At 63.1% G+C, this 13,870-nt stretch carries 17 protein-coding genes and 1 pseudogene; 10 read left to right on the forward strand and 8 right to left on the reverse strand.

Going from position 1 to position 13,870, the window contains the following annotated elements:
- Positions 1–302 precede the first annotated feature (302 nt).
- The 3 genes and pseudogenes from Q8N40_RS25225 (at position 303) to Q8N40_RS25235 (ending at position 1,104) form a co-directional block, all read left to right on the forward strand.
- Positions 303–506, forward strand: a complete 204-nt coding sequence (locus Q8N40_RS25225; protein ID WP_305713742.1) for a hypothetical protein — start codon at positions 303–305, stop codon at positions 504–506.
- Between the two features lie 78 nt (positions 507–584).
- A pseudogene (locus Q8N40_RS25230) lies at positions 585–817 on the forward strand (hypothetical protein).
- Between the two features lie 107 nt (positions 818–924).
- A complete protein-coding gene (locus tag Q8N40_RS25235; protein ID WP_305713743.1) occupies positions 925–1,104 on the forward strand; it encodes a hypothetical protein in 180 nt (59 codons plus the stop codon).
- 151 nt (positions 1,105–1,255) lie between these two features.
- On the opposite strand, the gene Q8N40_RS25240 is transcribed toward Q8N40_RS25235, so the two are convergent.
- Positions 1,256–1,486: a hypothetical protein gene (locus tag Q8N40_RS25240; RefSeq protein ID WP_305319006.1), complete on the reverse strand. Its 231-nt coding sequence runs from the start codon at positions 1,484–1,486 to the stop codon at positions 1,256–1,258.
- A 288-nt stretch (positions 1,487–1,774) separates the two neighbouring features.
- On the opposite strand from Q8N40_RS25240, the gene Q8N40_RS25245 reads away from it, so the two are divergent.
- Positions 1,775–2,533, forward strand: coding sequence for a Crp/Fnr family transcriptional regulator (locus Q8N40_RS25245; protein WP_305713744.1), 759 nt, complete (start codon positions 1,775–1,777; stop codon positions 2,531–2,533).
- Between the two features lie 268 nt (positions 2,534–2,801).
- Positions 2,802–3,482 carry a Crp/Fnr family transcriptional regulator gene (locus Q8N40_RS25250; RefSeq protein WP_305713745.1) on the forward strand — a complete coding sequence of 227 codons (681 nt, stop codon included), beginning with the start codon at positions 2,802–2,804 and terminating at the stop codon, positions 3,480–3,482.
- 376 nt (positions 3,483–3,858) lie between these two features.
- Here Q8N40_RS25250 and Q8N40_RS25255 read toward each other — a convergent pair whose 3' ends face one another.
- Positions 3,859–4,134: a hypothetical protein gene (locus tag Q8N40_RS25255; protein ID WP_305319009.1), complete on the reverse strand. Its 276-nt coding sequence runs from the start codon at positions 4,132–4,134 to the stop codon at positions 3,859–3,861.
- Between the two features lie 148 nt (positions 4,135–4,282).
- Here Q8N40_RS25255 and Q8N40_RS25260 point away from each other — a divergent pair, with 148 nt between their 5' ends.
- Positions 4,283–4,747, forward strand: a complete 465-nt coding sequence (locus tag Q8N40_RS25260; RefSeq protein ID WP_305713746.1) for a PaaI family thioesterase — start codon at positions 4,283–4,285, stop codon at positions 4,745–4,747.
- A 68-nt stretch (positions 4,748–4,815) separates the two neighbouring features.
- Here the strand turns inward: Q8N40_RS25260 and Q8N40_RS25265 are convergent, their stop codons facing one another.
- Complete coding sequence (locus Q8N40_RS25265; protein ID WP_305713747.1) at positions 4,816–5,109, reverse strand: HdeA/HdeB family chaperone; 294 nt, start codon at positions 5,107–5,109, stop codon at positions 4,816–4,818.
- Positions 5,110–5,312: 203 nt separating this feature from the next.
- On the opposite strand from Q8N40_RS25265, the gene Q8N40_RS25270 reads away from it, so the two are divergent.
- Entirely contained in the window at positions 5,313–5,567 is a 255-nt protein-coding gene (locus Q8N40_RS25270) for a PilZ domain-containing protein (RefSeq protein WP_305319012.1), read from the forward strand.
- A gap of 33 nt (positions 5,568–5,600) precedes the next feature.
- On the opposite strand, the gene Q8N40_RS25275 is transcribed toward Q8N40_RS25270, so the two are convergent.
- From Q8N40_RS25275 to Q8N40_RS25295, 5 genes are all read right to left on the reverse strand, one after another.
- A complete protein-coding gene (locus Q8N40_RS25275) occupies positions 5,601–6,242 on the reverse strand; it encodes an ABC transporter ATP-binding protein (protein ID WP_305319013.1) in 642 nt (213 codons plus the stop codon).
- The gene (locus Q8N40_RS25280) at positions 6,235–7,038 is read right to left on the reverse strand and encodes an ABC transporter ATP-binding protein (RefSeq protein WP_305713748.1); all 804 of its coding nucleotides are present in this window, start codon (positions 7,036–7,038) and stop codon (positions 6,235–6,237) included. The genes Q8N40_RS25275 and Q8N40_RS25280 overlap by 8 nt, the downstream gene beginning before the upstream one ends.
- The gene (locus Q8N40_RS25285; RefSeq protein WP_305319015.1) at positions 7,035–7,988 is read right to left on the reverse strand and encodes a branched-chain amino acid ABC transporter permease; all 954 of its coding nucleotides are present in this window, start codon (positions 7,986–7,988) and stop codon (positions 7,035–7,037) included. Before Q8N40_RS25285 ends, Q8N40_RS25280 begins: the two co-directional genes overlap by 4 nt.
- Positions 7,988–8,884, reverse strand: a complete 897-nt coding sequence (locus Q8N40_RS25290) for a branched-chain amino acid ABC transporter permease (protein WP_305319016.1) — start codon at positions 8,882–8,884, stop codon at positions 7,988–7,990. Before Q8N40_RS25290 ends, Q8N40_RS25285 begins: the two co-directional genes overlap by 1 nt.
- A 76-nt stretch (positions 8,885–8,960) precedes the next feature.
- Entirely contained in the window at positions 8,961–10,292 is a 1,332-nt protein-coding gene (locus Q8N40_RS25295; protein WP_305713749.1) for an ABC transporter substrate-binding protein, read from the reverse strand.
- 350 nt (positions 10,293–10,642) lie between these two features.
- Here Q8N40_RS25295 and Q8N40_RS25300 point away from each other — a divergent pair, with 350 nt between their 5' ends.
- The 3 genes from Q8N40_RS25300 to Q8N40_RS25310 all read left to right on the forward strand — a co-directional run.
- Positions 10,643–11,437, forward strand: a complete 795-nt coding sequence (locus tag Q8N40_RS25300) for a class II aldolase/adducin family protein (RefSeq protein ID WP_305319018.1) — start codon at positions 10,643–10,645, stop codon at positions 11,435–11,437.
- 12 nt (positions 11,438–11,449) lie between these two features.
- Positions 11,450–12,838, forward strand: coding sequence for an MFS transporter (locus Q8N40_RS25305; protein ID WP_305713750.1), 1,389 nt, complete (start codon positions 11,450–11,452; stop codon positions 12,836–12,838).
- 181 nt (positions 12,839–13,019) lie between these two features.
- Positions 13,020–13,870, forward strand: an 851-nt coding sequence (locus Q8N40_RS25310) for an efflux RND transporter periplasmic adaptor subunit (RefSeq protein ID WP_305713751.1), incomplete at its 3' end; no start/stop codon positions are given.

Below are 13,870 nucleotides of genomic sequence, written 5' to 3' on the forward strand. Positions count from 1 at the left end.
CAAGGCAAGTCAGCTTCAGCCAGGGGTCCCGCCGGCACATTGCAGCTCCCGCAACGGAAGTCGGGGCCGTATTCCGTACGACTGCATGGCCGCCTGCCCTCGCGGCCAATTTTCCCGAGCATGATTGCTGCGATCCGCAGACAGCGCCCGATGCCACTTTGCGCCAATGGCCTTCCCTGCTCCGTTGCGGGCCCGGCCGCGCGCGGCATCCGCGACAATCTGCTCCAGAGAGTGCATTGTTTAAATTAGCAACCTATAGTTTATTAGGAAACCAGTATCCGCCAAGCGTAGCGGGATTTCCAATGATGCACAGGGGCGTCGAGTACACCGTTACGCCGTCAGTGCCGGGCGTCTGGCAATGGCAATTCCGGATCGGCGACGCGGTCATATCCGGCAAGACCGAGACCAACATCAGGCTGCTCGCCATCCGACGGGTCCAGCTGCGGATTGACCGCGAACTCAAGAAGGCCGAGCCGAAGGATCGGGACGTAAAATCCCGGGATTGATCAGCCGGGGTTTCAGAAAAATCCTATGGCACACCTTGTGGTTTTTCACGACCCCGCATTCAAGCACCGGTCTGTGTCATGCCGCTGTTTTTCTTTTCCATCCCCACGGCCGGTACGCCGGCTGCAGCGATTGCGGCGCCGAGTTCGCCGACCGCGACGCAGCCTGGAAAGAACTCACCGGCGTTTGCGGCGATATGGTCGGCGGCATTTCACGCAAACTCAAGGAAAACGGCGAATGGCAGATGGAGCTTCTCGACGCGTCGAAGAAGCCGGTTTTCCGAATTCGGCTGGTCGCGGAAACGCTGGATTAGGCCGCCCGGACTGACGCGGCACCGGAGCCCGCCGGCAACTGCCCGAGCCCGGAAAAATTGATCGAGATCAAGGCGAACAATCGTCCCGGCCGCAGATTGGCCGGTCTATGGCCAACGTCATCTTCAAATGTCCGCGGACCGGTATGAACGTGCAGCACTGGCTGGCGGAAGAGCCCGCTGACGATTCCAACTCCAGTTACGAAACTGTGGTCTGCCAGGCCTGCAGCCGGCTCCATTTCATTAACCGGTCGAACGGCAGGCTATTGGGCGCAGAAGAACAAGATTGATTCGAGCCCCGGGTCTCCCCGCTCACCCGCAATTGTGACAATTAGCCCACACACTATCGTGCTGCCGTCATGGCTGAGGACTACCCCCACTATCCAGAAATGTTAACAATTATAGATAGTTGGGCCCAATTCGGCGCCATCCGGGGATCCACTAATCGGCGCTGCCGAGCCGGCGCATGGTGAATTCGATATCGCCGCCCGGCAGTTCGCGCCAGCTTTCGACTTCGCTCATATAGGCGGCCTTGGGAAAGCGGGTGAAGAAGTCCCGTGCCGTGGTCCGCGCCTCGGCGCGCGGAAGAATGAACGTTTCGCGCAGAAAACCGTCGTCCGGCATGCGCCGGGCGGCCATCCGGTCGGCGAGATCGCGCGGGCGAAACACCATGTCGCAACTCCAAACACTAACGATCGCCTCAATATAACGCGCGCCGGTTCCATTTCGAGGCCTGGACGGTCACGCCCGCCAGCAGACTGCCAATGGGTTTATCAAGGGAATTGAGTCGCTTGCCGTACATAACAACGCTACAAGCGGACATTGTCGGCAGCGACCCATCGGGCGCCGGCGACTGAGCCCACAAGGACTCCCGCCTCAGTGAGAGCGAGTCAGATGGCGCACCCCGTATCCCCCAGCGAATTGGCCAGGCGCTGCGCCAACCAAAGAGAGTCGCACGGCATGCCCCAGCACGACCGACGAACCAACCGGCTGCTCACATTGTTATCGGATAGCGACTACCAGCGATTGCGACCGCATTTGTCCCCCGTGGTGTTTGAATACAGAAAAAGCCTATACGAGGCGTCGCGCCCGATCGAGAAAGTGTATTTCCCCGTCGATGGGGTTGCGTCGATGGTGATCACGACATCCGACGGCCATAGCGCCGAGGTCGGCACCATAGGCAGCGAAGGCATCGTTGGATTGCCGGTTTGCCTCGGTGACCGCCATGCGCCTTCATCGGTATATGTGCAGGTCCCGGGAACCGGGCTCGAAATGGATGCCCGCATTTTCCGGGGCGAACTCGACGGTAGTCCGACACTGAACCTGGTCATGCTCCGCTATGCCCACGCCTTCTTCAACCAGGTCGCGCAATCGGCCGCTTGCGCCCACCTCCACAGGCTGGAGCAGCGCTGCTGCCGCTGGCTCTTGATGACGCGCGACCGGATGCCCTCAGGCGATTTCCTGCTGACCCAGGAATTCCTCGGAATGATGCTCGGCGTCCGGCGAACCTCGGTCACCGATGTGATGGGGTCCCTGCAGAAGGCCGGACTGATCCGCTACCGACGTGGCCACGTGACCATCCTTGATTACGAGGCGCTGCGGCTCCGGGCCTGCGAGTGCTACGATATTTCAAAACTGGAATTCGACCGCCTGCTTGGCGATACGCCGCTGATGCCCCGAACCGACAAGACGCATCGATCGGTCAGCCAGGTCGGGTAGACCGAGGCGAGAAGCACGCGGTCCATCGCCGCGTCCGCTTTCCGAAAATGATCTGGATTGGCGCAGATGCGCCATTTGCGGTCCGCACCTCGCGGAATCCCCGCTATGACGGCTACCGGACCGACAACTCCCCCTCCTTATCCCTATAGAGGGCCTTCCCGCGGACCGCCCTCTCGGAGCGTTCTCCCTCACCCCCTGCGGCAAATCGGCCCGACCGACCGGGCAGGATATCGCAGTGCCACTACCCGTCTCGAAGGCCAGTCTCCCCTTGGACAACAAACTGCTTGCCTCGCTGCCGCGTGATGATTTCGATCGGCTGCTCCCGCATTTGTCGACGGTCTCCCTGCAGCAGGGAATAGTGCTGACCGAAGCCGGCGACGAGGTCGACCAGATCTACTTCCCGCATTACGGCATGCTGTCGCTGCTCGCCGTGCTGCGCGACGGCAAGGCGATCGAGACCGCGACCGTCGGCCGCGAGGGCGTGGTCGGCGCGATGGCGGGGCTAGGCTTCTACAAGTCGCTGGTCCGGGTCGTGGTGCAGATGCCGGTGTCGGTCAGCAAGATCTCCGCAAGCCATTTCAGGACGATCGCCGCCAGCAGCGACCCCGTTCGCAACCTCTGCATTCGCTATAACGAGGTGCTGCTGTCGCAGGCGCGGGTGACGGCCGCCTGCAACGCGCTGCACTCGATCGAAGCGCGCTTCTGCCGCTGGCTGCTGCAAAGCGCCGACCGCGCCGCCAGCGACACCGTGGCGCTGACGCAGGAATTCCTCGCGGAAATGCTGGGGGTGAGGCGCACCTCAGTGACGGAAGTCGCGAGCAAGGTGCAGGCCGCCGGCGCGATCACCTATTCGCGCGGCGTCATCAAGATCCTGGACCGGCCCGCGCTGATGCGGATGTCCTGCGAGTGTTACGAGACGTTGCTGGATCAATCCGCCACGCTGGCCTGATGACGGTCCGCAATTCAACCATTAACTGTATTAATATTGGAACGCTATCAAGAGTCGACCGTTGGTTCCATCCGAAGGAGCCATCATGACAGTACCAGTGCCCGAATCACGCAAGCGCCGACTTCAAATTCTGGACGACGAAACCAGGGACGCACCGCGGTCAAATCCGGGCGCGCATGACGGCATGCCTGCATCTGAAGATCTCTGGGTGAGAAACTTCATGACCCGGCTGGCCGCGTCGGTGCGGAGGCTGGGCCGCAGGTCATAGTCGCGCCCTTGGCGGTTTGGAGCGAAGTGGGTAGCGGTTTGCGTAGAGAAAAACCATCAAGGCAAAAGACTGGCGCCCGGTTCTGATTCAATCAGAACCGACTAGGCTCTAGTTCGTAGTGCTGCCGGTTTTGGTGCGCGGCTTGGCCGGGGCCGACGTCTTCGGCGTATCGGTGCTGCGCACATTGCCCCACGGATCGGACGACGCCTTGGCGTCCGGAATCTTCTTCAGCGACTCCTTGTAGGCCTTGTCCCTTGCCGCGTCGGCTTCCTTCTCCTCGGGCGTCCTGGATTGCAGTTCCGGGATCAGGTTGATGTTGGGCGCTTGCGCGTAGGCCGGCCCTGCCAGCAACACGATCACCGCCGCGGCGCCAAAAATTCTCATCGAGCAAGCTCCTGCATATGTGGCCATTGTATCACCGCGTCGACCGCAACGCCAAGCGCGAAGCCGCGCCGGGACGGTGTTCAATGTGTTCAATTCGGCGGGAGGCCCTTAAGAATACAGGGCACCAACGGCAGCGAGGGAACCTACATTGACGCAAGATCAGCCTCCCGGGGAATTCGATATCGAGGAAGCCAGGCGGGTGCTTGGCGACGTGTTCGCACCGTGGGTGCAGGACCTCAAACTATCGATCGAGGGCATCGACTTTAACCCGCCGCCGAACCTTGCCGACTGGCAGCCGGGCGCCATCCTGCGCATGCCCTTCTCCGAGCGGCTGTGCCGCAACGGCGGCATCGTGTGCGGCCAGGCCCTGATGGCATTTGCCGATACCGCCATGGTGATCGCAAACCTCGCGGCCAATCGCGGCTACCGGCCAATGACGACAGTCGATCAAACCACGCATTTCATGCGGGCGGTGACCGCTTCGGATGTGCTGGCGGACGCACGGGTGGTCCGGATGGGTCGCACCATGAGCTTCGGCCGGGTCACCCTGACCAGCGCCAGCGACAACAAGCCGGTGGCGATGATCTCCAGCGCATTCGCGATGCTGACATAGTTTTCGAGGGAAAGCCGGCCCGGACGCGATCCGGGACCGTCGGTGGATTGCAGCCTGCTTGCAGCGGATTACTTGCCAAGAACCTTTTCGGCGGCATTGACGATGCTGATGTTCGGATTTTTGCCGCAGAAGCTGCCGAATTTCTTGGCGTTTTCGACGAACACGTCGGTGTCGATGATCGCCTCGTCGGAATCGCCCTTGTACCAGCCGTCCATCCAGGTCAGCACCATCTTGATCGTGTCGTCGCCGCCTTCGAGGAACTGCTTGCAGGTCATGGTCGACAGATCCAGCACCACGGCATGGCACGGCGCCGGCGACAGTGTGAGGCCAGCGGCAACCAAAAGCGCAGCCATCGTTTTCATGTCATCTCCATTGCAACGTGATTTCTTCAGTGGATTGGGCAGCATGGACCGATTCCGGAATGCCGCGCCAGCACCTTTTCGGGACATTGTCGTAAACGAAACCTAAACCTGGGCTCAAATTTGACCGGCATTCGATTCAATCCTCTGTAATTCCGCTTTGCTAGTCTGGGGGCAGGATCCAACCGGTATTCGGATTTGCGACAATGAGCGAACACATCATCGAGAGGCGCGCTGTACCCCGACACAGGGTGCTGAAGGGTGCGACCATCGCATTCGATGGTCGCGGCCTCGCCTGCACCGTACGCAACCTGTCGTCGGCCGGGGCAGCGGTCGACTTTGCCACCCCCGGCGTCAGCCTGCCGCCTTCATTCATGCTGTTGATCGAGAAAGACCAGTTCTCGCGCCGGTGCCGCCCGGTCTGGCGCAATGACAAGCGGTTCGGCGTCGCGTTCGAGTAGAGTGGGGCCATAACTGGCTCTGGTCCGCCTTGGTCAGCCCGCGACCACCTCGCCGCGCTCGATGCGGAAGATGCGATCGAGCAGATCGATGACGTGAGTCTCGTTGGATTCCGACATCAGCACCGACACCCCCTCGCCCTTGAGGTTCGAGAGAACCTCGCCGAGCCGGCGCGCCAGCGCCGGCGCCAAGCCCTCGAACGGTTCGTCCAGCACGAGCAAACGGCGTCCCGCCATCAGGGCGCGGGCCAGAGCCACCATTTTCTGCTGGCCGCCGGAGAGTTCGAGGGCGCGGCGGCGCCGGAAGTTCGCAACCTCCGGCATCAGCGTGTAAATGCGTTCGAGACGCTCCCGCGCATCCGTCGAACCGGTCGCCAGCGCCGGCAGCAGGATGTTCTCCTCAACCACGAATTCCGGCACCAGCCTGCGATCTTCCGGCATGTAACCGAGCCCGAGGGCCGCGCGGCGATGCGCCGGCTCGGCCAGCAGATCGACGCCATCCAGGGTCATGGTGCCGCGTGCCGGCAAGGCTCCCATCAAGGCCCGCATCAACGTCGTCTTGCCGGCGCCATTACGTCCGATCAGGCCGGAGAACTGCCGCTCGCCGAGCGACAGTTGCGCATCGCGGATGATCTCGATGGCGCCGATCGAGACGTGCAGTGCCGATACCTCAAGCATGGGACGCCCTGCTGGAATTGAGGCTGCCGTCCTTCGAGCGGATCAGCGTACCCGTGATGAACTCGCGCACCCGTTCGTCACCGAGCGCCACGGCGGGCGAACCGTCCGCGATCACGGTGCCGTCGTAGAACGCCAGCACGCGGTCGGCGAACCGCTGCACGATCTCCATGTCGTGCTCGACGAACAGGATGGTGGTGCCGCGCGCCTTCAGCGCACCCATGATGACATCCATCAGGCCGAATTTCTCCTCCAGGCTGATCCCGCTGGTCGGCTCATCGAGCAGCAGGACGCGCGGATTGCCCGCCGTCGCCATCGCGATGTCGAGCAGCTTGCGCACGCCCTGCGGCAGCGTTGACGCCAGCGCGTCGCGAAACGGGCTCATCTGGAACTGGTCGAGCGCGGTTTCGGCATCGGCTGATGTTTCGGCCGAGACAAACCGCGACAGCGCCGCACCGACCACGGAACTGCCGGAACGGGCGATCGCGGTGGCCGCGCACAGGTTTTCGAACACGCTGAAGGTCGGGAAGACCTGCGCCACCTGAAACGAACGCGCGATGCCCAGCCGCATGATCTTGCGCGATGGCAACCCGGTGATGTCGCTGCCCTCGAACTGGATCGTGCCGCCCGACGGCGCCAGATGGCCGGTGATCATGTTAACGAACGTGGTCTTGCCAGCGCCGTTGGCGCCGATGATGCCGACGGTTTGCCCCTGCGGCACGTCGACATTGATGTCGCGGGCGGCGACGACCTGGCCGAAAGTCTTTTCGAGACCCTTGACGGAAAGCAGCGCGCTCATGCCGCCCCCTTTTCGGTAACGGCGGCGCGTTTGCGGATCATCAGCGAGCCGAGCCCCTCGGGCACGAACAGGATGGTCAGCAGCAGCACCGATCCCAGGATCAATTGCCAGCCCCCGGGCAGCAGCGCGACCGCGATGGTGCGGACGATCTCGAACAGCAGCGCACCCAGAAATGCCGCCGGAACCGACGCCGCGCCGGCCAGGATGGTGACGAACACGAATCCGCCGGACGTCGTCCAATAGGCCATCTGCGGATCGACATGGCTGATCGACAGCGCCGCCAGCGCGCCGCCGGCGCCCGCCAGCGCCGCCGAAATGGTCAACTTCAGGTGCACCAGACGCGTGACGGATATGCCGAGATATTCGACGCGGATTTCATTGTCGCGGATCGCCCCGGCGAGCTGGCCGGCAACCGACCCAAGATAGGCCGAGACGCCTACCCAGGCCGTAAACACCATGCCGAGCGCCAGCCAGAACAGCGCGAAAGTGTAGCCGGGACCGCGCGGCTTCAAGCCGAAAAAGCTCGCCTGGGTGACATTGATGCCGTCGGTCGACCCCAGCGTCTCGGATTTGACCAGCACGCCGTACAGGATCATCGACAGCGCCAGGCTGAGCATGGCGAAAAAGATCTCGCGATATTGCGCCAGCAGGAAACCGACGACGAATGCCACAAGCGCCGCCATGATCACGGCCAGCCCAATCAGCAGGAACGCGTCCGTCAAGCCGAACCAGCGCCCCGACAGGGCCACCGTGTAGGCGCCGGTCGCAAAGAACAGGGCCTGGCCGAACGGCACCAGGCCGCCGCGCCACAGGATGATGAGGCCGCAGACCACGAGCCCGGTGGACATCGCAAGGGTCACCAGCGAGATCAGCCAGAGCGGCGTGAACGGCGCGGCCGCCCCCAATCCGCCGAGGATCACAGCGCCCAGGAGAATGCGAAGTCCGGTCATCAGATTTTTCTCGGTTGAGCGCGGCTGAACAGACCCTGCGGGCGAAACACCAGAACCAGCGCCATCACCGCATAGATCGAGAACAATTCGAGTTGCGGTATCAGATGCACGGCGCCGGCGCGGAACAAGCCGACGATCAGGGCGCCGACGAGCGCACCCTCCATCGAGCCCATCCCGCCGATCGCCACCACCGCGAAGGCGAGCACGATGACCTCGACCCCGAGGCCCGGGGTCACCGATATCTTGGGAGCGGTCAGTGCGCCGCCGAGCGCGCCGAGCACCGCGCCGACCAGAAACGTCACGGTATAAACCCGAGTCACATTGACGCCGAACGCGGCGGCGGTTTCGCGATCGTAGATCACCGCCGTCAACAGCCGTCCGAAGGTCGTCCTCTTGATGGCCAATGAGGACGCAATCGCCAGCAGACCGGCAAACCCGACCAGACCAATGTCGTAGACCGACAGCGGCAAACCGCCGACCGTGAAGCTGCCAGCCTCGGTATAGGGCTGATACGCTGACCGGCCGTCGGTGCCCCAGATCAGGATCAGCACGTCTTCCAGAATCAGGAACAGCGCATAGGTGATGAGAACGACGACGACTTCATCCCGGCCGTAGACGCGGCGAAGAAACACCCGCTCCAGGATATAGCCCATCACCAGCCCGATCGCGATCGCGGCCGTGGCAATCGCCAGATAGCCTCCGACCACGGGCCAGCCGCGGTCGAAATACAGGCCGATCGCGGTCGCCGCCGCATAGGCGCCGAAGGCGTAAAACGCGCCGTGGGCGACATTCAGAATCTTCATGACGCCGAAAATCAGCGTCAGGCCGATGGCAACGACAAACAGCCAGGCGGCATAAACCAGGCCATCGGTAACGATGGCGATAACTGTGATCACCGGATGCCGTCCCTTACATCGTGAAATACAGATGAGCTGCAGCCGGCCGCGCCGGCTGCAGGCAATCGTGCGGTGCCTAGTTGCATTTGGCTCCGGGCATGCCGGCCTCGAGCCAGGCCGTCGAGGTCATGTTGGCCGGAGGGTTCACGCACTCGGCGGGATAGCGGACGATGTCGACGATTTCGGCTTTGCCTTCCGCCTTGTTGAAGCGGAAGCTGCCATAGGCGATATCGGCGATACCCTGGTGGCCGTTGCCGATCGCCATGCGGATCTTGGCGCTCGGTCCCTCGAACTCGAGACCCTCGAACGCCTTCACCACCTCGTCGATCGAGGGTTGCTGGCCACCCTTCGCCGCCGCGGCCTTGTCCCAGGCGGATTTGAGCCCGAGGATCGACTGCGCCATGTGATAGGCGGGATAGGTCGGCGACGTGGCGAAGCGGTCCTCGTAAACGCCGCGGAACCACTTGTTCAGGGGCGTGTCGGGCGCCATCACGCCGTGCGGGCCGCGCGCTCCAATGATCGTACCGTCAGGGATTTTGGCGCCGAGCCGGAACATGGCGGTTTCGCCCGCGGTGTAGACCATGGTGGAGCGTGCCGGCAGACCGCGCGCGCCGTTCTGGACGATGAAGCTCTCGAGATCGCCGTTCCAGAAGCTGGAATGCACCACCTTGGAATTGGTGGTCAGCAGCGCCGAGATCTCCGCGCCGAATTCGCCCGCGAACAATTTCGGCAACAACTCCTTGTCGACCGTCGCCTTCGGCGCGAGCGCCTTCATGGCGGCGACGAAATCACGCCAGCTGTCCTGTCCCCATGCGTAGTTCTGGTTAATGCCTGAAAAGGATGCCAGATCGGGGAACTTTTTCAGCACGTAGCGCGCAGCCGCGACGTTATCCATGGTGGCGTGCGGTGTGGCGCGGAACACATATTTCAGCGGTTTTTCCTCGAAGATTCGAGGCGTCCCGCAATCCCAGAACACGGTCAGCGCCTTCAGCTCCTCTGCAACCGGAGCTACCGCGAGGCAATTGCCCGACGAAATATATCCGACGACCGCATTCATGCCGTCGCGTTGAACGAGGTTGCGAAATTCCGTGACCTGATTTGCCGAGGAGCCGGCCTCGTCGACGAACTTCGGCAGAATCGGCGCACCGGCGAGGCCGGGGGTCGCGTACGGCGCGGGCACTTTGCCGGCGTTGAGCATTTCAATCATGATTTCGGCGGAGTTGCGCCCGGGAATGCCGAACGGGCCGGCGGCCGGGCCGGTCAGGAAGGTGACGATCCCGAGCTTTACCGGCGGGACCGCCGGAGCCGCCGGTGTGGTCTGGGCGACCGCCGCGATCGGCAAAGCCGTGAACAGCAACGCCGCCGATACCTTGCGCGCCAAACACGCGCGTATGCTCGTTCCCTGCATGTGAATCCTCCCCCGGGATGATTTTTTTCAGCCGTTAGGGCTGTTGTGGTGAAAGTCTATGCGCGATTGCGGGAGAAGCCAATACGGCCACATTGCCGCGCCACGCTTCCCGCCCCGTGTCATTTCAGGCGGCGGAAAATTCCCCGTGGAAGATCGGCCCGGGAATTCTCGCTAGACGTGCAACGAGAACGGTCGACCCCAATACAGGCATATGCTGCAGCGCATTAGCGCCCGCCGCATTGCTGGGCTGTGCCGTGCGCGCTTGCGGCAGTGCCGTTCATGCAAGTAACCTCGCAAGCGAAACCACCCGGATTCCCGCAAAGCAATAAACCGATCCAGCGGAGAGGCTCATGAACCGCCCAGTCAGCTCGCCTGCCATCAAAGTCGTCAAATCGGTTCGCGAGCAGGTCAGCCCCGAGGAATGGCAAACCCGCGTCGATCTCGCCGCCTGCTACCGGCTCACCGCGATGTACGGCATGACGGAGATGATCGCCAACCACATCTCGTGCCGCGTGCCCGGAACGCACGACCAGTTCCTGATCAATGCCTACGGAATGCTTTACGAAGAGATCGATGCATCGAGCCTGATCAAGGTCGATATCGAAGGCAACACCCTCTTCAACGCCTCTGATTACGGCGTCAACGCCGCCGGCTTCGTCATTCACAGCGCCATCCATATGGCGCGCCCGGAGATGGACTGTGTGGCGCATACCCACACGCCGGCCGGCATGGCGGTCTCGGCGATGGAATGCGGACTGCTGCCGCTGGCGCAGACTTCGATGCGGTTTCTCCACGTCGCCTATCACGACTTCGAAGGCATCGCCGACGACATCGGCGAGCGCGAACGGCTGGTGGCAGACCTCGGCAATCACGAGGCCATGGTGTTGCGCAACCACGGGCTGCTCGTCGTCGGCAGAAACGTCGCTTCGGCATTTAACGTGCTGTACCGCATGGAGCGCGCCTGCGAGGTGCAGGTCATGGCGCTGTCCTGCAATACCAAGCTGATCCGCCCGCCCCAGGAGGTTCTCGAAGAAACCTACCGAAGAATGCAGCCTCGCACCAATCAACCGAACCTGAACGGCGAACTGGCGTGGCCCGCCCTGCTACGCAAGCTCGATCGGGTCGATCCTTCGTACCGGAACTGATCGGACCGGTTGTTGGCCGATCCTCACAACGCATCAGCCGGCATCCTCCACTCCAGGATACTCCACTCCAGGCCCTGGCAGATCGCGATGATCGGGCTGGGCACAGCCACGACGCAGCTCGACACCGCCGTCAACATCGCCTTCCCCGCCATCACAAGGGGATTTGACCTCGCCATCGGCGACATCCAGTGGGTGGTAATCTGCTACGTGCTGGCCTACGCCAGTCTGCTGCTGGCGCTGGGGCGGATCGGCGACACCATCGGCCACGCCGTCGTCTTCCGGGCCGGGCTGGTTTGCAGCGCGGTGGCCTTCCTTCTCGTCGGCTATGCGCCGAGCTACGGCGCGATGCTGGCCTTTCGCTGCATGCAGGGCATCGGCGCAGCCCTGGTGCTGAGCTGCGGCGCGGCGCTGGTGACAGGCCTGTACGGCGAGGAACGGCGCAGCCGGGCGCTCGGCATCTATACCATGATGATGGCGCTCGGCCTGATGCTCGGTCCGCTGCTCGGCGGTGTACTGGTGGCGGCCTGGGACTGGCCAGCGGTGTTCTGGTTCCGCATCCCGATCGCGATTGCGGCACTGCTGCTGTTGCGCGGTGTGCCGGCGCCGGCGCCGCGCGCGGCGCGCGATCCTTTCGACATTGCAGGCGGCATCGCGCTGGCGCTCGGCCTGGTGACGATGCTGTTGGCGTTCAATCGCATTCGTGAGCTCTCCGCCATCTGGCTCGGATTGCTATCCGCCATGGCCTTTGCGGGATTCGTCTTCCGGCAGTCCCGCGCGGCGCGGCCGATCATCGACTTCGCGGTGTTTCGCCTGCCGGGATTTGCGGTCCTGAACCTCGTCAGCGTGCTTGCCAATCTCGCGGCATTTTCGGTCTGGCTGCTGGTGCCCTATTATCTGACCCGGGTGACCGGCTATTCGCTTGGCGAGAGCGGCGCCATTCTGGCTTCGGGCGCGGCCGGCGCGGCGTTGGCTGCGCCGATCGGCGGCCGCCTGATCGGGCAGCGGATGTCCGCCGAACGGCTGGCGCTGGCAGGCGCGGCGGGAATTGGCGCCGGCCTCATCCTGCTGAGCGCGTGGACCGAACAGACGCCGACCGCTTTGCGCGTCGCAGGGCTGGTCGTCCAAGGCATCGGACTCGGCCTGTTCCAGCTTGCCTATACCGATATCGTGACGGCGGCACTTCCACTCGGGGATCGCGGCGTCGCGGGCAGCCTCGCGCTGCTGACGCGAACGCTGGGTACCGTCGCGGCGGCGTCGATCGTCCTGATGGTGTTCGAAATCCTGCATCTGCAGCATGGTTTCTTCGACGCCTTCCACCAGACCTTTCAACTCGCAGCCCTGCTGGCATTTGCCAGCGCGGGACTGTTGGCGCTTTCATCGCGCAGGATCGGCCATCCGTAGTCCCGGCAAGGGAGAACCTTACCAGGCACACCGGCCAACTTGATCTATCGCAACGCCGATCGGGCGCCCCTGGCGAATATGAGCTCTCGGTCAGAGGAGAATGGCATGATCGTCGACACATCGACTTTCCCATGAAGAACGCACGATGAGTTCGCGCGTTGCCAAGCTGGCGGCGGGGCTGATGGCCGCTCTCGTGCTGGCAGGCGGCGGCTATTACTGGCGCGTCATGCGCGAAATTCCGGTGCGGACGGTCGCGCCCCGGCAAAACGTCGAAGTCCGTGTCTTCGGAATCGGGACGATCGAGGCGCAACTCGTCTCAAGAGTGGGTTTTCAGATCGCCGGAAAGCTGATCGCCGTCGAAGCGGATCAGGGGGATATCGTCAAAGCCGGCGCCCTGCTGGCAAGGCTTGATGATGACGCGCAGCGCGCCAAACTCAGGAAGAGCGAGGCGACCCAGCAACAGGCGGCAGCGAACCTCGCCAAGACCCAGGCGCAACGCGCACGCGCCGAAGTCACCTACCAGCAGAAAAAGAGCGTCAATCTGCGGCGGCAGACACTGGTGGGCCGCGGAAGCGTGTCGGAAGAGGCCGCCGAAGACGCCAAGGCCGCCGAGGAAATCGCGCTCGGCGATGCCAGGATCATCGAAGCAGACACAAGGATCGCGGCGGTGCTGCAGGACGATGCTGCGTCCCAGCGTCAGATCGATGCGGTCGTGCTCGCCCAGCATGAGCTACGGGCGCCTTTCGATGCGAGGGTAATCGCGCGCAGCAAGGAACTTGGCGGGATCGCGAATGCGGGCGAGGCCGTGTTCACGCTGATCGCACCCGACTCGATCTGGGTCAGGGCCCATGTGGACGAAGCGCTGGCCGGAGGCTTGAATATCGGCCAGCGCGCCTTTGTGCGCCTGAGATCCGAACCGAACCGCACATTCGAGACGGAAGTCGTACGTATCGATCAGGAGAACGACCGTCTCACCGAAGAACGCCGCGTTTATGTGCGGTGCAGGGTCTGCAATCCCGAGCACCAGATCCG

Source organism: Bradyrhizobium sp. (genome assembly GCF_030693485.1).
Lineage (GTDB): Bacteria > Pseudomonadota > Alphaproteobacteria > Rhizobiales > Xanthobacteraceae > Bradyrhizobium.